This window comes from Ruegeria sp. HKCCSP346, from assembly GCF_017872595.1.
In the GTDB taxonomy this organism is placed as follows: domain Bacteria; phylum Pseudomonadota; class Alphaproteobacteria; order Rhodobacterales; family Rhodobacteraceae; genus Ruegeria.
The window spans coordinates 151,570-175,307 of the sequence record NZ_JAEDOT010000003.1; the positions used below are offsets into that span (position 1 = coordinate 151,570).

A 23,738-nucleotide genomic window follows, 5' to 3' on the forward strand; every position below is an offset into this window, starting at 1 on the left:
CCCTGTCAGACGGAAAGGTCCTGCTGGTCCCAGACGGCGGTCAGCGATCGTTCGCCCACGCGGATCAAACGCCCAAGCGTCGCGCCCGCCGCAACGGCGTCACCGGCATCGACGGTGTGGGCCACGTCACCCGCCACCCGGGCCAGGGCCGTCATCCCGATCTGTTCGGATATAGCGACCAGTGACCTGGCGCATTTGCGCAGGTCCGCCCATTCGCGCTGACGCCAGTAGCGTTCGCAGTTTGACAGGCGCACGGCAAGCTCTTCGACCGTGCGACACAGAACATCCAGCGCATTCTTGTCGCCAAGTTGCCGGTACAGCCCGCTCAGTTGATCCGAGTCCAGACGGACGGATTCCTTATGTTCAAGCGTGATAATCTTTTCCACCACATTCACCCTAGTTCAAACGCCCCCACGGCGCGGTGTTGATCCTGGCAGAAAATTCCTTTGCAAAACCTTGCGGGGAAACTGGATAATGGCTCGAATTTTCGTTGAATTCGGTTTAGATCATCCTTCAGCGACAAGAACGGGGACATTGAAATGGAATTTGCCAAACCTCTGCCGAGCTACCTTGTAAAACGGTATCACGGTTGGAAGGCCACAACATATTCGGAAAACCAGGTCTGGTATCGCCGTCTCGCCGATGAAGGGCAACGCCCCCGCGCCATGGTCATATCCTGCTGCGACAGCCGGGTTCACGTCACGTCCATGTTCGGCGCTGACCAGGGCGATTTCTTTATTCACCGCAATATCGCCAACCTGGTGCCGCCCTATGCACCGGACGGGGACCACCACGGCACCAGCGCCGCGATCGAATACGCCGTAACGGCGCTCAAGGTCGCTCATTTGATCGTGCTGGGGCATTCGCAATGCGGCGGCGTGCAGGGCTGCATCGACATGTGCAAGGGGCAGGCGCCGCAACTGGATGCCAAGGACAGCTTTGTTGGCCGCTGGATGGATATTCTGAAGCCGAAATTCGAACTGGTCGCGGATATCGAGGACGGTGTCGAACAGGCCCGGCAGTTCGAACGTCAATCGGTTGTCGCTTCGCTGGAAAACTTGATGACCTTCCCCTTCGTCTCGTCAGCCGTTGATCAAGGCGCGCTGAGCTTGCACGGCTTGTGGACGGATATCGGCGCAGGCGGGCTTGAAAGCTATGACCCTTACCAAAAAAAGTTCGTCCCGGTCTGACAGTGACAGAGCTGGAAATCCGAAACAACAATGGCGGCTCTGATTCAGGGCCGTTTTTGGTATACTCCACCCATTACACCTGAAGATTGGAGCCTGCCATGAAAGTCATCAAGCGCATCTTCGCAGGATTGGTCGTTTGTATTCTGGTTCTGGTCGCGGTTTCCTATCTGTTGCCGGGCAAGGCGGAAGTTTCGCGTAGCATCGCGATCGACGCGCCGGCAAGCGCCATCTTTCCGTACGTGAATTCGATGCAGGAAACCGAAAAGTGGTCTCCGTGGCTGCACCGGGACCCCGAAACCAAACTGACCTATTCTGGCCCTGCCGCCGGAGTCGGGAACACTCTGAACTGGGCGTCGGATCACCCGCAGGTCGGTACGGGATCACAGGAAATCGTCGAAAGCGTGGAAAACCAACGGGTCAAAACGGCGCTGGATTTTGGCCCGATGGGTACTGCCACAGCGTCCTTCATCCTTGAGCCTGACGGGGCGGGAACCAGAGTGACCTGGGGGTTTGACTCGGATCTGGGTCTGAATCCCATGTCCCGCTGGATGGGTTTGATGATGGATACGTGGGTGGGCGAGGACTATGACCGTGGTCTGACCAATCTGAAAGCACTGGTTGAAAACCAAAGCTAGGCTGCTTGTTTGTGGGAAAGCATGCGGAGGTGTGCTTGACCGAAGCCCTAGCCCAGTCGAAACCGGGCAAGCTTTCCCAGGTGATCGGATCCCATGAAGGGGCGCAGCTCAACTGTTCCGGTTGTGCCTTTGGGGAACAACAGGTTGTCTATCGGCAATGGGATTTTCCAACTGCCGAGGTTGTGGGTGTTCAGGACGGTTCCAAAGCTTTGGTTGTTTGCGGCTGCTCCGATCCGTCTGACGCTTTCGCCCCAGGGCACCATATTGAAATCCCCGGCAATCAGAACCGGTCCTTCAAGTTGGCTGATGCGGTCGGCAATCACCTGGCTTTGTCTGGACTGGTCGTAAGGAAATGGCCAGTTTAGATGAACTGAAACAACCCAGACCAAGTCACCGCCGGGCGCTTTGACCTGTAACCCCACAAGCCCATAACCTTGCAGACAGAACTCGGAATTCTCGACAATCGGCAAGGTCGTCAGGATGGCGACGTTTTGTTCAGGACGGAATTCACAGATCACCTGTTCGGGGTAGTGCTCGAACAGATTGCTCATGTACTTGCGATTGTGGCTGGAGACTTCCTGCAAGGTCACGATCTGAGCGTCTGATTCAAGGATATCATCGGCCAGCGAATACCGGGGCCAGGCTTTGCTCATCAGGTTCTTCTGGTACAGCGTCAGGCAGGTGTCGTCACAATCGTCCGAGGGCGCGGCAACGCTGGCCGCAATTGACCCGATGGCAATCCCGGAAAAGACCAAGGTGGCCAATGCAAGATATCTGGCGCGCATGAAAAGAAGAATTACCGCGCAGGGGAGAAGCAAAACACCAGCCTGAGGCCGGAGCAGAGCGATTGAATCTCCCACGGCAAAAACCTGCCCCGTAAAGCCAATGACGACCAGTATCATCAGAACGCATGTGCATCCGATGGTCAGGGTTCTGGCAATCCTGCGTCTGGTCGAAATGTGCATGCCCTGCCTCTTTTACCTTGCACCGGGCGGTTTTTTTCCGGACTTCCGACATCCGCCACGAACAAGGTTCAGTTTTAGGTGGCAAGCGTGTCTGGTTTTGTCAACAGGTTGGCGATTTTCACCGCGCGCAAGACTGTACCCTAACCGAGGTTCATAGCGCAGCCATGATGGATGCGGGTGATGGACCGGAAGGTGCCGATTTGGTGGAAGAGGTGATCCGAGCCGGTTCTGTTGAGCGCATTGACGGGCCACCTCGGGCGCGGACTCACCTGTGGCGTTGACTGCTGATCACGGTGGTAAAGGTTCGTGTTGCGCGACTTTGTGCAAGTGCAATGGCGCTCAAAACCAAGGCACAGGCCACTGCTTGCGCACCTGTGATTGTTTCACCGAAGGCAAAAACGCCCACGGCAAACATTGTCGGCAGTTCAATGCTGCCGATAACGGCCGTGCGCGATGCCCCGATGACAGGGGAACAGACGGTGTAAATCAGCTGGGGAACCAGTGCCGTCATAAGACCGATCCCGACGATCAGAAACCAGTCACTGCCGCCTGCTGGCAGGACTTCGCCAATTTCCGAAGAGATAATCAAAGGGGTTAGCCCGACGACCGACCCCAACGAAACCGACGCTATCCTGGCCAAAGGAGCAATTCGCGAAAGACGGTGTACAAGCACGCATATGCCGAAGCCAAATCCGAAAGGTGCAGCCAAAGAGACAAGCAGCGTTGGAATTTGGGCAATCGGTACGGATGCCGGAGACCCTGCAATGCCTGCCGCAAGAACAATCAAACCGGCCGCAACAAGGCTGCGCCGCGTCGGCGGATCGGCGAATATCGCCCAAGCGATGATGATCGTAAACACCGGGTAGGTCATGTAAAGAACACCCACCGTTGATGCCGGCACTGTTTCAAGTGCGGTAACATATCCGACCCACCCAAGCCCCATGACTGCCCCCGCAGCCATACCCCAGACTATTTCCCGCCGGTTTGAACGATGCTTCAGAAGGGTTGGCAACAATAGGATCGCCGTCAAGATGTACCGATAAAACGCAACTGCGTAGGGCGCGAGTCCCTGGTCAGTGAGACCCCGGCTGAAATAGGGTACAAAGCCAAAACAGATGGATGCAAAGAACACTCCCGCCCCGGCAAGGGCGTAGGGTATTGGATCGTGCTTGGTTGATGTTGGTCGGCCCATCTTTAACACCTACCATGCAGTATTTCCGTTGGCATCAGCAACCTGACCGAACCGTCACGTCGTCTGTAAACCAGCTATTGGGAAACGCAAAAAACCCGCCGAACAATCAGCGGGTTTCCTGGTTTTCAAGCTTTGACGAAAATCGGGATGTCAGCCCTTTTTCAGAACCTCGCGGCCCAGAAGCTCCGCGATCTGCACCGCGTTCAGGGCGGCGCCCTTGCGCAGGTTGTCGCTGACGCACCACAGGTTCAGGCCGTTCTCGATGGTCGAATCCTGACGGATACGGCTGATGAAGGTGGCGAAATCGCCCGCGCATTCGATGGGCGAGACGTAGCCACCGGCTTCGCGCTTGTCGATCACCATGATGCCCGGTGCTTCACGCAGGATGTCGCGGGCTTCGTCTTCGTCCAGGAATTCCTCGAACTCGATGTTCACGGCCTCAGAATGGCCGACAAACACGGGAACGCGCACGCAGGTGGCTGTGACCTTGATCGACGGGTCGACGATCTTTTTGGTCTCGACAACCATCTTCCACTCTTCCTTGGTCGAGCCGTCTTCCATGAAGACGTCGATCTGAGGGATGACGTTGAAGGCGATCTGCTTCTGGAATTTCTTCGGCTCAACTTCGGTAGTCGGGTTGTAGATGGCCTTGGTCTGATCCCAAAGCTCATCCATGCCTTCTTTGCCCGCGCCCGACACCGACTGATAGGTCGACACCACGACGCGCTTGATCCTGGCACGGTCATGCAGCGGCTTGAGCGCGACAACCATCTGCGCGGTCGAACAGTTCGGGTTGGCGATGATGTTTTTGTTCTTATAGTCGTGGATCGCTTGCGGGTTACATTCCGGCACGATCAGCGGAATCTCCGGGTCATAGCGATAGAGCGACGAGTTGTCGATCACCACACAGCCAGCCGCAGCCGCTTTGGGGGCATAGGTCTTGGTTGCGTCCGAGCCGATGGCGAACAGGGCCATGTCCCAGCCGGTGAAATCGAAGGTGTCAATGTCCTGGGTGGTCAGTGTCTTGTCGCCAAAGCTTACTTCCGTACCCAGCGAACGACGGCTTGCCAGCACGGCAAGTTCATCGACCGGGAACTGGCGTTCTGCCAGAATGTTCAGCATTTCGCGGCCCACGTTACCCGTGGCGCCGGCGACAACGACGCGATAGCCCATTTCATGTCTCCAAAGTTAAGGACGCGCGTTCATAGCCGCGTTGCAGCAAAGAAAAAAGGGCTATCACGGGTGAATTGGCCGAATTGACGTCGATTTTAACCCGAATGCGCTTTTTCACCCGTGTTCAGCAAAGACCGATAGACCCGCACGATGGCCTCAGCCTCACCTTCGATTCGAAAATGCTGCTCGACACGCTGTCTTGCGGCCTGACCGGATTGCACCAGCTTGTCCGGATCGCTCAACATCTGTTCCAGTGCTTCAGCCAGCGCCCCGGCGTTGTCCTTTTCGATCAAGCGGCCGGTTTTCCCGTCCTCGATCTGGGCGCTGAACGCTCCGACCCCGTGGCAGGCGATTGCAGGCACGCCGGAGGCCATCGCCTCAAGCGGTGTAAGGCCGAACCCTTCGTGACGGGCCGGGGCCACGAACAGGTCAAGGCCGCGGTAGGTTTCAACGATCTCCTCCCAAGGGCGCTCGCCCAGGAAGTGCACCCGTTCCGACAGCCCGGCAGCTTTGAGTTTGGCTTCCTGCTCTTGTTGGAAGGTTTCAAATTCTTTGGTGGCGCGCCCGGTGAACACGATGCTGGCGTCGGGATGGTTCGGCAGAATCTCGATCGCCGCATCCACCAGCAGATCGACACCTTTCTGAGGTCGAATACGCCCGAAACACCCGATCAAGGTCCCTTCCGGCAGCCCCAGCTTCTGCCGCAGGGCGGTTTTGTCTTCGGCCGGGTGAAACAGTTCGGTGTTCACACCGTGCATGATGACGGTTGCGGGATGTTCCAGAAACGACGCCGCTTGCGGCGTTGTGGCGATCAGCGCATCCATCTTCGAAATCAGCCACTTGGTGAACCCCGAATGATTTCGTTGCGCAGCCGAGGTGAACAGAAGTTTCAGATTGCGTCGCAGCACATGTTTCAGAAACAAACCCATCAGCATTTCGGTGTTGCGCCGTGCATGCCACACCCGGAGCGTTCTGTTCGAAAGGAACGGAACTTTGATCAACCGGATATGGGGCAGATCACCCGGCAGGCCGGGTCCCGTGGCGACGATCCTGATCATATGCTTTTGAATCGGCAACAGGCGGATGACGGTTGTGGTGACGCCGGAGAGGCTGTGTTTCAGGTTCGGCGCTATAACCTCGATATCCTGCACGGCTTGCTCCGCAATTGCTTCAATCCACATTATCCTGGCTGAATAGATAAATCACGCAACCGATGGCAAGGGTTACCGCAAAAAACCCGAAAATCGCGGTGTAGGGCGCGGTCGTTCCGGCCTGGGCCGTGGCGGCATGAATGCGTCCGGTGACAAATTGGGCGATGCCGACCCCTCCGATTCCGAAAAGGTTCAACAGGGTTACGCCTCGGCCCACCAGATGGGCGGGAACGAAGGCCCGACCATGGGCCATGATGACCGGAAAACTGGCCCCGGTGAACCCTATGATGGCCAACAGCAGAACGGACAGCCATGTGGCATGGTCGATCCAAACGCAAAGCAGGGTCAGCGCCACGACACCCAGCGCGTTGCCCGTGAAGATAACCCACTTCCGAGTGCCGAAGACACGATCCAGCGGTCCGTAGACAAAGGTACCGGCGATCATCGCAGACCCCATGACCAGTGTCGCGGTGCCGATCTGGGTGGTGCTGAGCCCGAAGACATCGTTCAGATACGGCCCGGCCCATAGCCCGCGCAGCGCGGCAGAGGGCGCATAGGCCACCAGCATCAAGGGCATGATCAGCCACAGTGCAGGCTCTTTCAGCAGGTCCAGAAGTGAACCTTTGTGTTCCGTATCAACCTTCGCTGGGTCACGCAGGCTCAGCCAAATACCCAAAGCGATCGCAGCAGATATCACGGCCAGCCCAACCATGGTGGCGCGCCATCCCATCCATTCGACAGCCAGCGCAGTCGGATAAGAGGCCACGAGATTGCCCACCGAGCCAACACCCAGCATGACGGCAGCCAGTGTCGCGAATTTCGCGGGCGGGTATTCGCGGGCAAAGATGAAATAGGAAGCCATCAGAACCGGAGAGCACCCAACCCCGATCAGGCCCATGGCAACACTGACATGCAACGGTGAGGTCGCGACCGCAAAAATTGCGGATCCTCCTGCGCCGCCAACCAGAAGAAGCGCGGCTGCGGTCAGCTTGGGCCCAACCTTGTCCAGCGCCCAGCCGACCGGGATTTGCATTGCAGCGAACACCAAAAACCAAAGGCCGGATGCAAAGGCCAGATCTTCGGGTGTAGCGCCGATATCGCGTTCAAGATCCAGGCTGAGCACAGCCAGAAATGCACGGAAAAACTGGCTGAGCACATAGCCCAGGCACAAAACCACCAAACCCGCCTGCATATTCCGCCTCTTTTCCGCTTTTCCGCAAGGAATGCTTGGCACGCAATGATGCAACGCACAAGCATGTGTACTATGTTTCAAAACGAGGACTCGGGCCGCATTCCGGCTATCATTGCCAGAAGTTTGATTTCGAGGGGGAAAATGAAAGACCTCCATTCCGCATTTTACGAAAACCTGCCCCTGTTGAGGGATTTCACCCGTCTGGCGGATCCGGCGCAGTTTTCGCCGGTGCCCGACGACTGGTTTCTGGGGGTTGCCGACATCGTCGATTCAACCGGCGAGATCGCGCGGGGGCGATACAAAACCGTCAACACCGTGGGGGCTGCTGTTATCTCGGCGATGATAAACGCGATGGACGGCAAGTTGTTTCCCTATGTCTTTGGCGGCGACGGGGCGGCGTTTGCGATCCCCCCCAGCGAAGTTGAAGCAGCGCGGGATACTCTGTCAGCCATGCGGCGATGGGCGGAAGAAGAGTTTTCCATGCCGTTGCGTGCGGCGCTGGTGTCGGTGGCGGATATCCGAAAAGCAGGCAGGGACTTGCGCGTCGCTCGTTTTGCGCCCTCTTCCGGGGTGGATTATGCCATGTTCTCGGGCGGAGGCTTGGCCTGGGCCGAGGCAGAGATGAAAGCGGGCCATCACATGATCGCGCCTGCCGAACCGGGTGCGCAGCCGGACCTGACAGGCCTGTCATGCAGATGGTCAAACAGCCCGGCGCGGCACGGTCAGATCGTGTCACTGGTCGTTGAACCCACTGCGTCGGCAACTGAACGCGACTTTGCCGACCTTGCGCAATCGGTTCTGTCCGCGTCAGAAGAGCTGGAGCGCGCAGGTCATCCGGTGCCTGTAAATGGTCCGCCCATGACGTGGCCGCCCCCCGGCCTCGACATTGATGCGCATGTTTCGCGCAACGGGCGGAATTTGTTTCTGCACAAGCTCGTTCTTCTGTTTCAGAACCTGCTGATCGCGATATTGTTCAAAACACGCAAGAAGCTGGGACAGTTCGAACCCGAACACTACAGGACGATGGTCAGCAGCAATGCCGATTTCCGCAAGTTCGATGACGGCCTGAAGATGACGTTGGATTGTGACCCGGCCACTTTGCGACAGATCGAACACTTGCTGAAAGAAGCGCGCGGGCGCGGCAAAATCCGATACGGTCTGCACGTGCAGGACGAGGCGATGATGACCTGTTTCGTCCCGTCGGCCACACGGGACGATCATGTGCATTTCGTCGACGGTGCCTCGGGCGGATACGCCCAAGCCGCAGCGGCCATGGTCCGTTGAGCGGTTAGTCGGCTTTCCATCGTGCGGCGAGATCACGTGCCGTTTGCGTCAGAAGCATCACATCAATGCCAACCGCCAAAAACTGTGCGCCCATATCCAGATATGCCTGACGGGCCTCGTCATTTGTGGCCAGAATGCCCGGCGCTTTGCCTGCGGCCTTGATCCGCGTCAGTGCATCCCGGATAACCGCGCGCACCTCGGGTGCCGCGCTGTTGCCCTGATGGTCCATATCGGTCGACAGATCAGCAGGGCCTATGAATACGCCATCCACGCCTTCAACATCCAGGATGTCGTCCAGAGCAGCAATTCCGGCGCGGGTTTCCACCTGCAACAACAAACAAATCTCCTGATCTGCGGTCTGAATATAATCTCCGACCGATCCGTACATCGTCGCCCGCGATGCCATCGCGCCCACGCCACGGACACCGGCAGGGGGATAACGGCAGGCCCGAACCAGATCTTGCGCCTGCTCGGCACTTTCCACGATCGGAACCAGAATGGTCTGAGCACCCGCATCCAGAACCATCTTGATTAGCCAGGTCTCACCCACGGGAACCCGCACAACCGCATGAGAGTCGCTTGCCGCAAGTGCCAGAAGCTGGTCCCGGATCGACCGGATATCGTTAGGGGCATGCTCTCCATCGATTACCAGCCAATCAAAACCCGCGGTTCCCATCATCTCGGCCGCTGCGGGCTCGGCAAAGCTCATCCAGCACCCGATCTGCATTTCTCCCTTTTTCAGAGCCTGTTTGAACGCGTTTTGCTGCGCAGCCATACTGTTTCCTTTGTTGCAAAATCTTCGGCGCGACGTGGTCGCGAAAGTGGCCGTTTCCACATCTTCTTCCGTGGCGCGAAATTGTCCAGTTTTAATGCAATTTGGCGTCATCGGATTGACGGCGGCAAAGGCGCGCCACGCAAGGGTGGCGGCGACCCTGCGGTTCTTGTGCTTAAAACCGAAAGCCGAGGGTTCCCTTGCGTAAATCACGGATTTCGGCGATAATTTTGGCATGACCGACGACCTCCCACTGACGTCGCGATCTTTGCCCATTGCGCTTTTGCGGGCGCGGGAAAAGGTTATGGGACCCATCCGAGCAATGCTGGCCGACGCCGGTGTCACCGAACAGCAGTGGCGCGTGTTGCGCGTATTGAACGAAGAAGGCCCGCAGGAACCGACGCATATTGCCGAACGCGCCTGTCTGTTGTTGCCAAGCCTGACACGGATATTGCAGAAACTGGAGCATCGCGGCCTGATCTCCCGACGATGCCATCCGGCGGACCGGCGTCGCCAGATTGTCGAGATCGGTGAGCGTGGCGTTCAGATCATTCATGCTAATCAGCCCGCCAGCATGGCACAGGCGAAACGCATTCGTTCCCTTCTGGGGCCGGAAAAACACGAATTGTTGCTGGATCTTCTGAACGAGTTGAACGACCTGGATACCTGATGCCGGTCGCAGAACATGGGTGTCATCTGCAAGGACCCCGCCGGAGATTTTAGGGGCGATCTCCGACGGGGTGGCCAGACTTGGATTTGGGTTAGGCCTGGCCTGAGGCCGGTTGCGTCACGCCTTGCCTGACGGTCCGGCCTGCGCATCGGAGTATTGAAGAGCCGGAAATGTGGCTCTGACTAGGGTCTTTCGGCCCTTGGGGGAAGGGCCATGCACCTATGCTCTCCGAAACAGACTTAGGCAATTGCCGATCGTTACGTGGGTCCGCAAGTGGTTTCCTCGCGTCACTTTGGTCGCTTATGGTGCCAAGGGCGCGGTGTTGCTGTCTTCGCATCTCATAAGATGGATGCGTCAAACCAGTCTTCCTCAGTACCTAGCCCGACTTTCGTCTGAGCCAAGTGTTAACCCGATTTGTTTGTACCTTGATGCGTCCATAAAGACGGATATGCACTTGTTTTGATACGGCGGTTTTCTTTCAGGTCAGAATTGAGCAGGTTCGCGCTGAAACAACTCTTGGATAGCGGCGAAATCCAGCGCGCTTTCCCGGCTTGCTGACTGTTCTGGCAGGCGTAAGATGACGGCAAAGCAATATTCAGGAACCAACATGTCGAACAGTGTGTTTTCCCTTCCCGATCCAATCATCATCCCCATTGTTGGCGAGACCGCAGGGTATCCTGTTGGGCGCATTTTCTGCGTCGGTCGAAACTACGCGGCCCATGCTGCCGAGATGGGGAATGAAGTGGATCGCGAAGCACCTTTCTATTTCACCAAATCTGCGCCAAACGCGATTCTGACTGGTTCGACCGTCCCGTATCCAGCCGGGACCGAGAATTACCATCATGAAATGGAATTGGCATTGGCGATTGGAAAGCCTGTGTTTCGGACCACCCGTGCGCAGGCATGGGATGCTGTCTACGCCTATGGCTGTGCGCTTGATATGACCCGCCGCGACCTGCAAATCCGCGAGCGAAACAAGCAGCGACCCTGGGATCTGGGCAAAGACGTCGAAAACGGAGCGGTATTCGCACCGCTGACGCCCGCCGCTGCCTGGTCACCGGACGAAAACAAACACATCCGCCTCAGTGTAAACGGCGAACTGCGCCAGAACGCGACACTGGAAGAGCTGATTTGGAAGATAGACGAAATCGTTGTGCACTTGTCCGGTTTTTACCATCTGCGCCCCGGCGATCTGATCCTGACCGGCACGCCCGCTGGCGTGGGCCCGGTTGTAGCAGGAGATGTTCTGACTGGTGAAATCGATGGGCTGGAGCCGATTCAGCTCACGCTGTCTGACGTCGAATAGACCCTATTTAGGGTCTTTCAGCCAGTCAATTGCGAACTCTACATGCGTGACGCCTGCCAGCCTACGCACCCTGTCCAGCTCAGCGTTCAGGCGGCGGGTGCGGGCGTCAGACCAGCGCACTCCGCGTTCGGGCCAGAGCGCTTTGACATGCAGCAGGTCGCGATCGCGATGCGCCTTCATGTCGATCCGGCCGATCAATCGATCGCCTTCAAGCACGGGGAAGACGTAATACCCATATGTGCGCCTGTCTTCGGGCACGAAAATTTCGATGCGATAGTGAAAGCCAAACAGCCGCTCGGCCCGGTTTCTGTCCCGAAGCATGGGGTCAAACGGGCTGAGCACTCGGATCCGACCGGGCGGTCGCGGCAAGTCGGTTGCCCGATCCATCAATTCAGAGCGGGCAAAAGTTTTGCGCAGGCGTCCATCGGCGCAAGTGACCTCGATCTCTTCGATATTGCCTTGAGCCAACGCCGTGGCACACCAGTCTTTGGCTTCGGCGGTGGTAACCGTGCCCCAGAACGCGGCCAGCTCGCCGGACGTGGCAAAGCCCAACCGGTCCAGCGCTGCGTTGCACAGCCAATCCACGGTCGCCGTCGCATCACAGGCCATGTTCCCGGGGCACAGGCGGGTTTCGATCACACGTTCAGTCAGATCATACCGTTTCTGAAACCCGTCGCGGCCCACAACGGTCAGGGCCCCGGAACGCCACAGAAACTCCAATGCGGTTTTTGACGGGTGCCAGTCCCACCAACCGCCCGAGCCTTTCTTTTCATCCTTGCCAACGTCTGACGAACACACGGGCCCGTGGTCGCGGATGTGTTGCAAGACAGTCTCGAACTGTTGCTCGAACCCATCCCGCCGCCAGTTCTTCCAGCGTGCCTTCAACAGATCCGCATCACGCTGAAAGCGCAGATGCCAGTGCGGATAGAACGACATGGGGATTACGGCCGCATCATGTGTCCAGTGTTCGAACAGCGCTTTTTCCCTTTCATAGAGCCTTTTCAGGTTGGCGCTGCGATACGCAGGCCGTCGGGAAAACAGGATCATGTCATGAGCGCGGGCAACGGTGTTGATGCTGTCGAGCTGCACGAACCCCAACCGCTGGACAAGGTCAAGAAGCCCGGCGCCCTTGGCCGCGCCCGCAGGCTGTTCGGCCAAAGCATGGCGATCCAGGAAAACGGCGCGGGCCGTCCGGTTGTCGAGCCGCTTCAGGGGCGCATTCATCGTCGTTTCAGAGTGTCGCCATAGCTGATCTTGGGGGTCAGCGTGACCCGTGTCTCGATTTCGGCCTCCGGGTCCTTCAGGCGTTCAGCGATGATTTGCGCGGCCTGACGTCCTATGTCCAGACGACAGGCATCCATCGTCGCCAATTTGCGCGGAAGACCCTGCAAAAGTTCCACGTTGTTGAACCCCGCCAGACCGATCTGCCCCGGGATATCCACGCCTTGCTCCAGCAGGTACAACAGACCACCAGCTCCGATCATGTCGTTGGAATAATACAGGAAATCCAGATCGGGTGACCGATCAAGCATGGCCTGTGTCATCTCGCGCCCTTTGGCCAGGGCAGAGCCACCGGAATAGAACTCGCGATCTTCGATCTCGATCCCGTGTTTGCCCAGCACTTCCGTAAACCCTTCAAAGCGTTTTCGGGCGCGGTGATCCAGCGGCATCTTGGTGCCCATGAAGCCGATATGCTGATACCCGGCCTTCAGGATCGCCTGCGCCATTTCGCGCCCGGCGCGGCGATGCGAGATGCCGACCATCGCGTCGACAGGTTTGCCGTCGGTATCCATGATCTCGACCACCGGAATGCCAGCCGAATCCAGCATGGCGCGCGCCGCGTCGGTGTGTTCCAGCCCTGCAATGATCACGCCCGAGGGTCTCCACGAGAGCATCTCGTACAGCACTTTTTCCTCTTTTTCGGGCAGATAATCCGTCACGCCAACCACGGGTTGCAGTTCGGTATCTTCGAGCACCTGATTGATGCCGGTCATCACCTCGGGAAATACCATGTTCGAAAGTGAGGGGATGATCACCGCGACCAGGTTGACCCGGCTGGATGCCAGGGCGCCCGCGATCTTGTTGGGGACATATCCCAGCTCTTTGGCGGCGGCCAGAACGCGGGTGCGGGTGGCGTCGGACACATCCCCCCGGTTACGCAGAACCCGGCTCACCGTCATCTCTGAGACACCGGAAGCCTCGGACACATCACGAAGGGTAAGCGGGCGTTTGGTTTCACTGTTCACGGGAGGCACCTGCGTTGTTGTTTTGTCCGATGCTAGCGTGAACAGGTCGGTGTGTACAACAATTGTGCAAAGGCGATGACAACCCGGAAAATCCCGGTTACAGAAGGCAGGGCGCGGCCCCGTGGCTCAACTGGATAGAGCAGCCCCCTCCTAAGGGGCAGGTTGCAGGTTCGAATCCTGCCGGGGTCGCCAGTTTTCCCAGATTGACGTTCGACATCCAAAGTCCGTTTTTACGACAAAAAACGGTTTTTTTGAATTGCCCTCGAATCTACCTTCCTTTTAGCGCAGTTCTTTCAACAACTTGTGTGTCGTGGATCGGTTCGTTCATTCCGGCCGGGTTCGATGGCGCAACCCAACCAGGATGCGTTGACACGCAGCACGTTAGTTGTTCCCTAATCGTTTCACAGGTTCCGGAACCTTTCACACCCATCAGTCCCGCCCGCCCCGGCGGTGTGGACAACGGCGCGGCAAGCCCCGTCGCGCCTCGAAAGGATTCTGCGATGCCCCGTGCCACCACCACGAATCCATTTCATGCGCTGCGTTTCGAAGACGACCTGCCGGCGCTGCACGAGGTCGAACGGCGCCTGAAAACATTCCTGCGCGGCCTCCGCAGGCAACGCCAGGCGGCGCAGACCGGTGACGATGAAGGCGCCCGCGACAAGATGGACCAGTTCTTCGACTATCTGAATGAGGCCGAGCGGCGGAAGATCCGGCGTCGCGCGCACCGCTACGTGCAACGGCTGGACGCCCTGTCTGGTCTGTCTCACCTCAGCGAGGAAAACCGCGCGAAGCTGACGCCCATTCGTGGCGGACTGCCGGTCAGCCGCATCACCACCGAACACGAGGCGGACGAGATCGCGACCGCCTTGCATGCTGAGATGCCCTGGATGGCGCCCGCCACCGAAGCCGTCTGGCACGGGTTGCGGGCCTCGACACGCGAGGGCCTGCCGGGTGTCCGCTTCGCCCCGCTGATCCTGAACGGCCCGCCCGGTATCGGCAAGAGCTTCTGGGCCCGGCGATTGGCCCACCATCTGGAGGTCCCTGCGACCAATATTGATGCAACGGGCAAGCCGGCGTCCTTCGCGCTCACCGGATCCCAGCGCGGCTGGGGCAGCGCCCATGCGGGCAAACTGGTCAACACGGTCCTGAACAACCGGCATGGCGGGCCGCTGGTCATCATCGACGAGATCGAAAAGGCCGACGAGGTCCACTCCAACAAAGGCACGCGGCACACGCTGACTGACGCCCTGCTGCCGCTGCTGGAGCGGATGACGGCGGCGACCTGGGAATGCCCGTTCTTCCAGGTCAAGATGGACATGTCCTGGGTCAACTGGGTGATGACGGCGAACAGCCGGCAGGGCCTGCCAGAACCGTTTCAGAGCCGCTGCGTTGTGCTGGACCTGCCGGACCTGACCACGGGGCAGTTAAGGGACTTCGCCATAAACGAAGCGGCGCGGCGGGGACTCTGGCTGAACCCTCTCGGGACATTGCTGCGCAATGCCCTGCCGGGCAGCAGACGGGTCGTGCGTTCGGCTTCGGCCAGAGCGGCCCAACCACGTCTGGTCCTATGATTACGTCCAAGATCGAACCGCCGATGGGCGGGCCTACCGTACCCTGAACATCATCGACGAGTACACCAGTGAGGCGCTGATGATCCGCGTTGATCGCAAGCTCAACTCGACCGACGTGCTGGATGCGCTGACGGACCTTTTCATTCTGCGGGGACCGCCGGAATACATCAGGTCCGACAACGGCCCCGAGTTCATTGCGCAGAAGGTGCAGGACTGGATCGCGGCCGTCGGCGCCAAAACGGCCTACATCGAGCCGGGGTCGCCTTGGGAAAACGGCTACTGCGAAAGCTTCATCGCACGGTTCCGCGATGAACTGCTCAACGGCGAGCTATTCTATAGCCTAAAGGAAGCCAGATTCCTGATCGAGCAATGGCGTGTCCACTACAATACCGTCAGGCCACAGTGCACTGGGCTACCGTCCGCCCGCGTCAGAATGCATCGTGCCGGTGGACCAGAGGCCGACGATGCACTAACAATCAGACCGGACCACCCGACGGGGGCACGCCAGGTGCCTTACTTAGACAAGCCACAACACAAGGCAACATGCGATTGATCCGAGGGACAGGCTTCCAACAACCAATTGCAAGTGGAAGCGAGATGCCGGTTGGGCGCTGTGCGCTTCCAATCGGGAATACACGCGGCGGGCGTTCATCCACGCTCCCCAATAGATCAGCAGCGAGATCAACCCAAAAAGAGTGGCTGCGGCTTTCGCCAACCACTCGGGCTCGACGGCGGAAAATACGGCCTTGAGGCCAAGGGCGATGGCCACGCATGCCATCCCGGTTCTCATCCAACCCGCAAACGTGCGCTCATTGGCCAAAATGGTGCGGTCTTCGGCCCAGTCGGTCCGCTCTTCGGCCAAGTTTTGGCTTTTCGTGTTTTTATCAGACATTGCCACCCTTTGGACTGGTCACCAGATCAGAATGTGCAGGCTAGCCTATTTTTCGGCAAGCCTGCACAAGACCTTAAGCGCGCGCAGTTGGATCTCGAAATGCCAAACGCGCCCGGACACCGCGTCAGCTTGATTTGGAGATCGCCCGCAGCATCCAAGCTGCCTGCTCGTGAAATGCCGAACGTTCGGTCGCCAGATCTTCAGTCACGACGTCTTTGCGGCTGCCTGCAAGCTCGGTCAGGGCGTGCAGGCGGTGCGCCACCCGCTCGTGATCAGCAGCCAGATCTTCGATCATGTCGGCGGCGGTCAGGTCCCCTTCGCGGTCCTTGATGACCGAGAAATCCAGGATGTCGGACATGCGCGAGGGTGCCAGATGACCCAGCGCGCGGATGCGTTCCGCGATCTCATCAGCAGCGGCGAACATGTTTTCGTACTGTTCTTCGGTCAGCTTGTGGATCGAATAGAACAGCGGGCCTTCTACGTTCCAGTGATACGCATGTGTCTTGAAGGTCAGCCGGTAGGTGTCGGCCAGAACATCAGCCAGACCCTTGGCCAAGGGCGCGGTGTCGCGCACGCCAGTGGAAACGGGGTTTTCGTTCGGGACAACGTTCAATGCGTCGGTCATGACAACTCCTTTTTTCTACTGCGGAAGAAACGCCCAAAGCCTGGCGTTGTTCCACTTTCGACAAAAAAAATCAGGTGACAGTGGGCATTCCGCCATCAGCCGAATAGTCGACCGACACCCGCAGCAAAGTCGGAACGGCGACGTCGGCAGCCGCCTGCAGCGCAGGAGCAAGTTTGCTGTGGCTTTCGATGTCGTGATAGACCCAGCCAAAGGATCGGGCCAGTGACTCCCAATCGGGGTTGCGGAAGGAAAACTCGCGCGCACCTGGTTGTTTTTCGTCGATCAGACCATAGCCGTTGTCTTCCCAGATCAGAACAGTCACGGGCGCGCACAACCGGGCCGCCGTCTCCATCTCCTGAACGTTCATCAGGAAGTCCCCATCACCGCAAACGGCGATTACCCGACCCTCGTCCAACAGGCGGGCCGCCTCAATCGCTCCGGGCAGCGCAAGGCCCATACCGGCCAGGCCGTTCGGAATGATGATTTGCCCCGCCCGGCGCGCTTGAACCTTGCTGGCTACCCAAAGTTTGTGCAGGCCTACGCCGGACAACAGAACGTCGCCTTCGCGAAGCGTTTCGGAAATCGCCTGACAAATGTTCGACGGCGCGACACAGGCGGCATCGGAAGGTGTTGGCCCACCTTCCAGCGAGGCGTCAATCTTTTGCTGGAGACTTTTGAACCAGTTTTGCGCGGGGCGTTCGGCGGTGGCCTTCGCCAGAACGTCAATGCAGTGCGGAAGATCCCCAGTCAGAGCGGCCTTTACCGGCCAGTCCACATCAACCGCCGAGGCCACGTCCGAGATCTCGAGAACCGGCTTCTTACCGCCCATCGAGATGTTCGAGGTTGGATATTCAACCGGGTCAAACCCGATGGCAATGATCAGATCGCACAGGTCGAAGGCTTCAGACACCAATTCTTTGCCCGGTTGACCGACCGAATGCAGCGAGAGCGGGTGCCCCGGCGGCAAAACTCCTTTGGCCATGAATGACGTGACGACCGGGGCGGAAAGGCTTTCTGAAAGTGCCCGCACGTCGCTTGCCGTGCCGGATCGGATCACCCCGTGTCCTGCAAGAATCAAGGGCTTTTTCGCCTCGGCCAGCAGGCGCGCTGAACGGATGACCGCATCGGCCGCCGGCCGCACCTCGGCTGTCGGCGGCGCCACGAAAGGTTCGGCCAGAATCGGGACCTCGGCCAGATCCTCGGGCAGGGAAAGATGGACGGCACCGGGCTTGTCGAGCTTGCTCAACCGCACGGCCTCGGCAACGACTTGGGGAATTTCATCCGCGACCATCAGCGTTCGGCTCAACTTGGTGACTGGCGCGAAGAGTGCTTCGAGATCGATGATCTGATGGCTTTCGCGGCCCAGCCTGGACCGCGCACCCTGTCCCGTGAGGGCGATCAGCGGCACATGGTCAAGCGTGGCGTCAGCCACACCGGTGACAAGGTTGGTCGCCCCAGGTCCAAGTGTCGAGAGGCATACCGCAGGGTTCCCCGTCAAACGCCCGTGAACCGATGCCATGAACGCCGCCGATTGCTCGTGCCGGCACAGGACGAAGTCGATGCTCGACTTGTCGATTGCGGCGATCAGATCGGTTGTTTCCTCACCCGGAACACCGAATGCACAGGCCACGCCGTTGGCTTCCAGGCAGGCAACCAGCAATTCGGCGGCGGTTTGGGTATGGACGGCATCTTTCATAGAGCTTTGAACCTCGGGGTACTGTTTCAGGGAATGGGGATGCGCGGGGGCTCACCCACGGATCAGCCGCAAGATCAGCGAACCGATGAACAGGACCAGAAAGATCACGAAAAGGATCTGCGCAATACCGGCCGAGGCCGACGCGATGCCGCCAAACCCGAAGATGCCAGCAACGATAGCAAGTGCGAAAAAGATCAGCGCCCAGGACAACATGGGATTTCCTTTCATTTCTGTGGCTACTGACGGGTTAACGCTTGGAACCCCAGATTGGTTCCGGGTCATTTTGGTGGAACCTTTGACGAGCGCCCGCGTTGGGTCGATGAAAGGAGATCTGACATGACACAGAAAACGGCGAAAAAGGCCCCTCAGGACACTCCGCATGTGGAGATGGCGGCGCGGATCGAAGAAGTGGCCAAAGAGGCCAAATCAGCGTTGGAAGATGGCGTAACCGCAACGCGTGACACGTTGAAGACGGCGCGCGACGAGGCGCAAAAGCAGCTGACACTGACATCCGAGAAAAGTGCCGCATTCGTGCGCGAGAACCCGGGTCTGGCTATGGTCGGAGCGTTGGGCGTGGGTGTCCTGCTGGGCCTCGCGTTGCGCAAGGCGGACCGCGGTTAGAAGACGCGATACTTCGCGACCGATATGGGCATCGAGTACGTATTGCCGGCCATGCTCGGCTTGGGTTTGGCCGGTCTACTGATCTGGTTCTTCATCAGGAATCGCTGACAGCGCTATTCGTCACTGCCACGCCAACCAACCCGCCATCCCAAAGGCCCAAAGCGCCTCAGCCGCGCTTTGGGTCTTCTTCTATTTCGGGTTTGATCTGGGCGTAGGCCAGCATCGTGAAGACAGCGGTTCCTCCGATGATGTTGCCGGCCAGAACGGGCAGGAAAAAGCTGAAAACGGCTGCGCCTGGTGGCAACTGCCCCTGAAGCATCAGAACCGCCATTTCCACCGATCCGGCAACGACGTGGGTAAAGTCACCGGCCGCAATCATCCAAGTGAAGATTACGATGACCAGCACCTCGTTGTTCTGTGCCGAAGGCAGCATCCAAACGATCGCCGCAATCAGGATCCCCGCCGGTATTCCGCGCAGAAAGCCAACCCAGGCGCCCATGCCGGTGGCGTGGTGGCTTAGGTCGTTGATGACCGCGACGAGTTGGGGCGACAACACCGGCGTATGGATCAGGAAGGCAGATATCGCAAACGCCCCCAGCACATTGGAACCCAGAACGATTGCCCACAGCCTGGCGGTTTTGGTGAAGCACGCGACGGACGGATTTATCATGGCTGGAACGACGGTCGTTATCGTGTTCTCTGTGAACAACTGCATCCGCCCCAAAATGACCAGGACAAAGCCGAGGGAATAGCCCAGGTTCTCGACCAGGAAGCGCCCGCTGGTTTCGGGCAGATGTGCCCGCAAGATCGCTTCACCCAGCACCGAAAAGCTGATCAGCACTCCAGCGGCAATCCCGGACCAGAACAACGCTTTGGTCGGGCGGTCCAGTTCCTCCTCGCCGTTTTGGCGGATGGTCTCGAATATCAGGCGCGGAGACAGGCCGGACGCTTCTTCGACCGCTTCGCGCTCGCTCTCTTTCTCGACAAGATCTTTTCGCGGCGCGTTGTGTGTATTGGACATTTTGACCCCTTGTATCGACCTTCAAACCCAACGTTCTGCCGGTCGTTTTGGTTCCATTAGGCGCAAAAATCCTCAAGCCTCGTGCGAGAGCTGGGATTACACCCAGATCTTTGTCGGGAACTTTTGGCCACCTATCGCGTTGTGTCCTTGTAGGAACAACGACAAGTAACTCGAAAGGAACTTCGGTATGGTGGAAGTGTATGGCATTGGCGGTCTGATCGTCCTGGTTTTGTCGATCTGGGCCATTATCTCGATCATCGGCTCGTCTGCGACGACCGGTGCAAAAATCCTGTGGGTCCTTTTCGTTCTGTTGCTTCCGGTCGTCGGCTTCATTTGCTGGCTGATCTTTGGCCCGAAGGCAGCGCGCAGCGCGATCTGATCAGCGCGGAGATTGTCGGTACAAAAAAGCGCGGCATCGGCCGCGCTTTTTTTGGTTCAAGGATCTGGGGGGCACAATGCACCCTTCGCCGTCTCACCCAGTATCAGAACCGATCTTCAAGCCGTTCCCACTAAAATCAATGGCTGCGATCTTGCGGGCAAGATCTGCGGCCGTAAAAGGCCGTATCAGTGCCGCACATTCAAATTGCGCTTGCACCTCGGGGGACGGGTCCAACAGCAACAGCGCACTGCCGCGCTCGGCCAACAGCCGCGCGACGGCGTCAAATGACGTCTCACTTCTGCGATAGCTCAGAACGCTCAAGGCCGGGGCGAATTTGGGCTCCTGCCAGAAATGCCTGCCCGCCTGCAGCTCGCGGATATGGACAATGCGATCGGTTGGAACTCCGGGGATGGCGTCACTGATGTCCGCTGCTTCGATAAAGTTTTCCGTAACAATCAAAACATCTGCTACGCTGCGGGAAGAGGCTTCCATAAATACCATCCTGAAATCTGTTCGATGCCACCCTAGGGCAATCCCACAGCGCCGCAATAAACTATGACACAGCAACGAAAAAATTCTCTAATCGCATGTGCGGACTGTCCGCTGAGGCAGATGGACGTCTTCCTGCCGTTCTCGGAAGACGACCTGCGATTCATGCAGAGGTTCAAAACCGGCGAGATGCAGGCCGAACCCGGAACGCAACTGTTCATCGAGGGTGCGAAATCCGCGCATCTGTTCACGGTTCTGAGCGGGATGGGCGTTCGTTATAAAACGCTGGAAAATGGTCGCAGGCAGGTCATCGGCTTTGTGCTTCCAGGCGATCTCGTCGGGCTGCAGGCTGGGGTCATGGGCGAGATGCGGCACTCCGTCGAAGCGACAACCGCGATGCGGCTGTGCGTGTTCAATCGCTCGCGGCTGTTCGAATTATATCAGAACCAGCCTGATCGCGCCTTTGACCTGACATTCCTGGCCGCCGTCGAAGAGCATTTTCTGGGCGACGCCCTGACAACCGTTGGCCAGCGCGGCGCGATCGAGAAGATCGCGTGGAGCCTGCACCGGTTTTACACACGGTCGCAGGCCGTCGGATTGGCAAAAGGCTTGCGGTGTCCGCTGCCCTACCGGCAGCAGGATCTTGCGGATGCGTTGGGCTTGTCTCTGGTTCACACGAACAAGACCCTGCGCCGACTGAAGGATCTCGGCTTGGCCGAGTGGTCCAACAATGTGCTGCAGATTAACGACCTTGAGGGTCTGGCCGAGCTTGGCTTGGTCGAAATCACCGAAGCCGTTCCGCGCCCGCTGATCTAAACGTGGTGGATGGACAGGAATTGAAAAACCGCCGACCGAAAAATCGGCCGGCGGCTTGATCACGAGTTTTGCGACTGAAGAGCCGGTTTACGACCCTTCGTAGGCCGGCATATCCTTCAGCATCTCCTTGTCGGCATGAACGAAGGCATAGGTGGTGTCACCATCGATTTCACGCATCAGCGACACGCGCGAGAAATCGATCAGAACATCCTTTTCCCCCAAGCCGAGGAACCCGCCGACGCCAATCACGGCCCCATCAACCGATCCGTCCATGTCGACGACAACCTCTTCGATCTCACCGATCCACTCTTGCGAGACGTCATAGACGCGCATGCCGGTCAGATCTTTGGCCGGGATGGTGCCTTGGGCAACGGGGACATAGCCCGTGATGTCGATGGTGGTTGGATCAACTGCATCGGCCATCTGTCCGGCTTTTTCGCTGATGTACTCACCAGTTGCTTCGGCTGCCTGGTCGACGTCTTCCGCCGTGTTCCGGGCGGCGTTCTTGATGTCCTGCGCGGTATTGGACAGCGCATCACCGGCTGCCTCGGCTGCCTCTTCCAGGTTCTTGCCGACTTCTTCGACATTCGAGCTTTCTGCATAGGCCGATGCCGACATCACCAGAACGATCGAAGTTGTGGTCAGAAAACGTTTCATAGCTCACTCCTTTGGTCTGTTCTGACCGCATTTCCCGCGGTCTTATTGAACAAACGAATGACGCCGCGACTTGTTCCCAGAAAAGTGCAAAAATATTTGTTTTAAAAAGAAAAAAACCGCGCAACTGCGCGGTTTGACAAGCCGTGGTCAGACCTTCAGACCGGGTGCAGCGGATCGGAAGATGTGGACAGAACCATGTAGTGTTCGTCGTCGGGAATATTGCGTAACTCAGCGAACGGAAAACTCAGGATATCTGGTCGCCCGTCGATCAAGAGAAACCGCAGAACCTTGGTGTCAGGGTCGAACTCAATTTCCTTTAATTTGCCCAACTCACCAGTAGCGTCAAACACGGGGTTGCCCCGCAACTTCGTAAACCATCGGAAGTTGCTACCAGGTGGCGTGGGTTGCGGGCGTTGGCGGAGAGCGTCATTCAGGACCGCCCCCATCACAACCGGCGCAATCGCGTTGCCGAACGGCCCTACGACCAGGGGCGGTAGGCCTTTGATGTCCACTGCAAGGGGATCTTCGTCTTCTTTGCGCTGGCGAAGGTGATGAAATTGCTGATGGGAAAACGCGCACTCTATCACGCTTGCACCAAGTTCGAGCGTATCGGCGGTGAAAGCCACCGGGTCATTCCCTCCGGCCACGCTCAAATTGACCAAGACGTACTCCAACTCGGTCTGCCCAGCGCTAATAGCGATATCGGAAACGCGACCAATCGCGTGGTCGGTCCCAGCTGGGACAACGGGCTTATTGATGAGGTCAGACAGTTTCATGGCGGTGGAGATTACCTTTGGGGTCTATCTTGGGAGTGCGTGGGGCGCCACCGATTTGACGCCACCACACACAATATGGGCATCCACCTTTGGGCTACATGTCCGCGATCAGGCGATCCACGATTTCCCGAACGTCTTCTTTCGAATCTCCGTATTTCTTTTGGATGATGCCTTCCAGTTGCTCGCGATCGCCGCGGGCTTGCTCGATCTCATCATCGGTCAAATCGCCGAAACGCTCGATCAGCTTGCCTTTGAATTCGGTCCAGCGTCCAAGAATTTGGTCCCAGTTCATCGTAAATTCCTTTCGATTGCTTCGTCGCTGCCAGTGAAACGCACCAAACTCGAACTGGTTCCGGGCACCGGCGATATTTCTGCGTTGGCCCGAAAAATGGGGGTTCGGGCAGATACCGAACTGTGTC

The 23,738-nt window shown here is 58.2% G+C and carries 27 protein-coding genes, 1 tRNA gene and 1 pseudogene; 11 read left to right on the forward strand and 18 right to left on the reverse strand.

All coding sequences use genetic code 11. The features are described 5' to 3' along the window. Positions 1-5: 5 nt before the first annotated feature. Positions 6-395, reverse strand: a complete 390-nt coding sequence (locus I9185_RS11895; protein ID WP_170345768.1) for a hypothetical protein — start codon at positions 393-395, stop codon at positions 6-8. 144 nt (positions 396-539) lie between these two features. Between I9185_RS11895 and I9185_RS11900 the strand changes: the two genes are divergently transcribed. Next, positions 540-1,190, forward strand: a complete 651-nt coding sequence (locus I9185_RS11900; protein ID WP_152459543.1) for a carbonic anhydrase — start codon at positions 540-542, stop codon at positions 1,188-1,190. A 98-nt stretch (positions 1,191-1,288) separates the two neighbouring features. Continuing rightward, positions 1,289-1,825: an SRPBCC family protein gene (locus I9185_RS11905; protein WP_210093163.1), complete on the forward strand. Its 537-nt coding sequence runs from the start codon at positions 1,289-1,291 to the stop codon at positions 1,823-1,825. A 47-nt stretch (positions 1,826-1,872) separates the two neighbouring features. On the opposite strand, the gene I9185_RS11910 is transcribed toward I9185_RS11905, so the two are convergent. The 5 genes from I9185_RS11910 to I9185_RS11930 all read right to left on the reverse strand — a co-directional run bounded on the left by I9185_RS11910 (position 1,873) and on the right by I9185_RS11930 (position 7,498). Further along, positions 1,873-2,790, reverse strand: coding sequence for an endonuclease/exonuclease/phosphatase family protein (locus I9185_RS11910; RefSeq protein WP_171724046.1), 918 nt, complete (start codon positions 2,788-2,790; stop codon positions 1,873-1,875). Between the two features lie 265 nt (positions 2,791-3,055). After that, complete coding sequence (locus tag I9185_RS11915) at positions 3,056-3,982, reverse strand: DMT family transporter (RefSeq protein WP_210093164.1); 927 nt, start codon at positions 3,980-3,982, stop codon at positions 3,056-3,058. A 150-nt stretch (positions 3,983-4,132) separates the two neighbouring features. After that, positions 4,133-5,155 (reverse strand): aspartate-semialdehyde dehydrogenase, encoded by a 1,023-nt coding sequence (locus I9185_RS11920; protein ID WP_171635479.1) that lies wholly within the window; start codon positions 5,153-5,155, stop codon positions 4,133-4,135. A gap of 95 nt (positions 5,156-5,250) precedes the next feature. Beyond that, positions 5,251-6,336: a glycosyltransferase family 4 protein gene (locus I9185_RS11925; protein ID WP_245223540.1), complete on the reverse strand. Its 1,086-nt coding sequence runs from the start codon at positions 6,334-6,336 to the stop codon at positions 5,251-5,253. Continuing rightward, positions 6,326-7,498 carry an MFS transporter gene (locus tag I9185_RS11930; RefSeq protein ID WP_210093165.1) on the reverse strand — a complete coding sequence of 391 codons (1,173 nt, stop codon included), beginning with the start codon at positions 7,496-7,498 and terminating at the stop codon, positions 6,326-6,328. The genes I9185_RS11925 and I9185_RS11930 overlap by 11 nt, the downstream gene beginning before the upstream one ends. A 141-nt stretch (positions 7,499-7,639) precedes the next feature. Here I9185_RS11930 and I9185_RS11935 point away from each other — a divergent pair, with 141 nt between their 5' ends. After that, positions 7,640-8,782 carry a DUF3095 domain-containing protein gene (locus tag I9185_RS11935; RefSeq protein ID WP_210093166.1) on the forward strand — a complete coding sequence of 381 codons (1,143 nt, stop codon included), beginning with the start codon at positions 7,640-7,642 and terminating at the stop codon, positions 8,780-8,782. A gap of 4 nt (positions 8,783-8,786) precedes the next feature. Here I9185_RS11935 and I9185_RS11940 read toward each other — a convergent pair whose 3' ends face one another. Further along, positions 8,787-9,557, reverse strand: coding sequence for an HpcH/HpaI aldolase/citrate lyase family protein (locus I9185_RS11940; protein WP_210093167.1), 771 nt, complete (start codon positions 9,555-9,557; stop codon positions 8,787-8,789). 232 nt (positions 9,558-9,789) lie between these two features. On the opposite strand from I9185_RS11940, the gene hpaR reads away from it, so the two are divergent. Both hpaR and I9185_RS11950 read left to right on the forward strand, forming a co-directional pair. After that, positions 9,790-10,224, forward strand: a complete 435-nt coding sequence (gene hpaR / locus I9185_RS11945; protein ID WP_171206457.1) for a homoprotocatechuate degradation operon regulator HpaR — start codon at positions 9,790-9,792, stop codon at positions 10,222-10,224. 607 nt (positions 10,225-10,831) lie between these two features. Continuing rightward, positions 10,832-11,530, forward strand: coding sequence for a fumarylacetoacetate hydrolase family protein (locus tag I9185_RS11950; protein WP_210093254.1), 699 nt, complete (start codon positions 10,832-10,834; stop codon positions 11,528-11,530). Between the two features lie 3 nt (positions 11,531-11,533). Here I9185_RS11950 and I9185_RS11955 read toward each other — a convergent pair whose 3' ends face one another. Next, positions 11,534-12,754, reverse strand: coding sequence for a crosslink repair DNA glycosylase YcaQ family protein (locus tag I9185_RS11955; protein ID WP_210093168.1), 1,221 nt, complete (start codon positions 12,752-12,754; stop codon positions 11,534-11,536). Beyond that, positions 12,751-13,776 carry a LacI family DNA-binding transcriptional regulator gene (locus tag I9185_RS11960; protein WP_171635491.1) on the reverse strand — a complete coding sequence of 342 codons (1,026 nt, stop codon included), beginning with the start codon at positions 13,774-13,776 and terminating at the stop codon, positions 12,751-12,753. The genes I9185_RS11955 and I9185_RS11960 overlap by 4 nt, the downstream gene beginning before the upstream one ends. A gap of 115 nt (positions 13,777-13,891) precedes the next feature. On the opposite strand from I9185_RS11960, the gene I9185_RS11965 reads away from it, so the two are divergent. The 3 genes and pseudogenes from I9185_RS11965 to I9185_RS11975 form a co-directional block, all read left to right on the forward strand. After that, a tRNA-Arg gene (locus I9185_RS11965) sits at positions 13,892-13,968 on the forward strand. 308 nt (positions 13,969-14,276) lie between these two features. Next, complete coding sequence (locus tag I9185_RS11970; protein ID WP_210093169.1) at positions 14,277-15,347, forward strand: AAA family ATPase; 1,071 nt, start codon at positions 14,277-14,279, stop codon at positions 15,345-15,347. After that, positions 15,292-15,820: pseudogene (locus I9185_RS11975) on the forward strand (integrase core domain-containing protein); the annotation flags it as partial. The gene I9185_RS11970 and the pseudogene I9185_RS11975, both read left to right, overlap by 56 nt. A 44-nt stretch (positions 15,821-15,864) precedes the next feature. On the opposite strand, the gene I9185_RS11980 reads toward I9185_RS11975, so the two are convergent. From I9185_RS11980 to I9185_RS11995, 4 genes are all read right to left on the reverse strand, one after another. Beyond that, positions 15,865-16,239 carry a DUF202 domain-containing protein gene (locus I9185_RS11980; RefSeq protein WP_171635494.1) on the reverse strand — a complete coding sequence of 125 codons (375 nt, stop codon included), beginning with the start codon at positions 16,237-16,239 and terminating at the stop codon, positions 15,865-15,867. A gap of 124 nt (positions 16,240-16,363) precedes the next feature. Then, the gene (locus I9185_RS11985) at positions 16,364-16,864 is read right to left on the reverse strand and encodes a DNA starvation/stationary phase protection protein (protein WP_171635495.1); all 501 of its coding nucleotides are present in this window, start codon (positions 16,862-16,864) and stop codon (positions 16,364-16,366) included. Positions 16,865-16,934: 70 nt separating this feature from the next. After that, entirely contained in the window at positions 16,935-18,560 is a 1,626-nt protein-coding gene (locus tag I9185_RS11990) for an acetolactate synthase large subunit (protein ID WP_210093170.1), read from the reverse strand. 51 nt (positions 18,561-18,611) lie between these two features. Then, entirely contained in the window at positions 18,612-18,773 is a 162-nt protein-coding gene (locus I9185_RS11995; RefSeq protein WP_093961673.1) for a DUF1328 domain-containing protein, read from the reverse strand. 123 nt (positions 18,774-18,896) lie between these two features. On the opposite strand from I9185_RS11995, the gene I9185_RS12000 reads away from it, so the two are divergent. Next, complete coding sequence (locus I9185_RS12000) at positions 18,897-19,181, forward strand: hypothetical protein (RefSeq protein WP_171635497.1); 285 nt, start codon at positions 18,897-18,899, stop codon at positions 19,179-19,181. 166 nt (positions 19,182-19,347) lie between these two features. On the opposite strand, the gene I9185_RS12005 is transcribed toward I9185_RS12000, so the two are convergent. Further along, positions 19,348-20,202, reverse strand: coding sequence for a formate/nitrite transporter family protein (locus I9185_RS12005; protein WP_171724068.1), 855 nt, complete (start codon positions 20,200-20,202; stop codon positions 19,348-19,350). Positions 20,203-20,389: 187 nt separating this feature from the next. On the opposite strand from I9185_RS12005, the gene I9185_RS12010 reads away from it, so the two are divergent. After that, the gene (locus tag I9185_RS12010; protein ID WP_171172676.1) at positions 20,390-20,581 is read left to right on the forward strand and encodes a PLDc N-terminal domain-containing protein; all 192 of its coding nucleotides are present in this window, start codon (positions 20,390-20,392) and stop codon (positions 20,579-20,581) included. Between the two features lie 93 nt (positions 20,582-20,674). Here I9185_RS12010 and I9185_RS12015 read toward each other — a convergent pair whose 3' ends face one another. Next, a complete protein-coding gene (locus I9185_RS12015; protein WP_210093171.1) occupies positions 20,675-21,073 on the reverse strand; it encodes a hypothetical protein in 399 nt (132 codons plus the stop codon). 63 nt (positions 21,074-21,136) lie between these two features. On the opposite strand from I9185_RS12015, the gene I9185_RS12020 reads away from it, so the two are divergent. Next, on the forward strand, positions 21,137-21,886 hold the full coding sequence (locus I9185_RS12020; RefSeq protein WP_171635504.1) for a Crp/Fnr family transcriptional regulator: 750 nt from the start codon (positions 21,137-21,139) through the stop codon (positions 21,884-21,886). An 87-nt stretch (positions 21,887-21,973) separates the two neighbouring features. On the opposite strand, the gene I9185_RS12025 is transcribed toward I9185_RS12020, so the two are convergent. The 3 genes from I9185_RS12025 to I9185_RS12035 all read right to left on the reverse strand — a co-directional run bounded on the left by I9185_RS12025 (position 21,974) and on the right by I9185_RS12035 (position 23,611). Continuing rightward, positions 21,974-22,543 (reverse strand): PRC-barrel domain-containing protein, encoded by a 570-nt coding sequence (locus I9185_RS12025; protein ID WP_171635506.1) that lies wholly within the window; start codon positions 22,541-22,543, stop codon positions 21,974-21,976. Positions 22,544-22,698: 155 nt separating this feature from the next. Next, a complete protein-coding gene (locus I9185_RS12030) occupies positions 22,699-23,319 on the reverse strand; it encodes a PRC-barrel domain-containing protein (RefSeq protein ID WP_209834280.1) in 621 nt (206 codons plus the stop codon). Positions 23,320-23,413: 94 nt separating this feature from the next. Further along, positions 23,414-23,611 (reverse strand): CsbD family protein, encoded by a 198-nt coding sequence (locus I9185_RS12035; protein WP_210093172.1) that lies wholly within the window; start codon positions 23,609-23,611, stop codon positions 23,414-23,416. Positions 23,612-23,738: the final 127 nt, after the last annotated feature.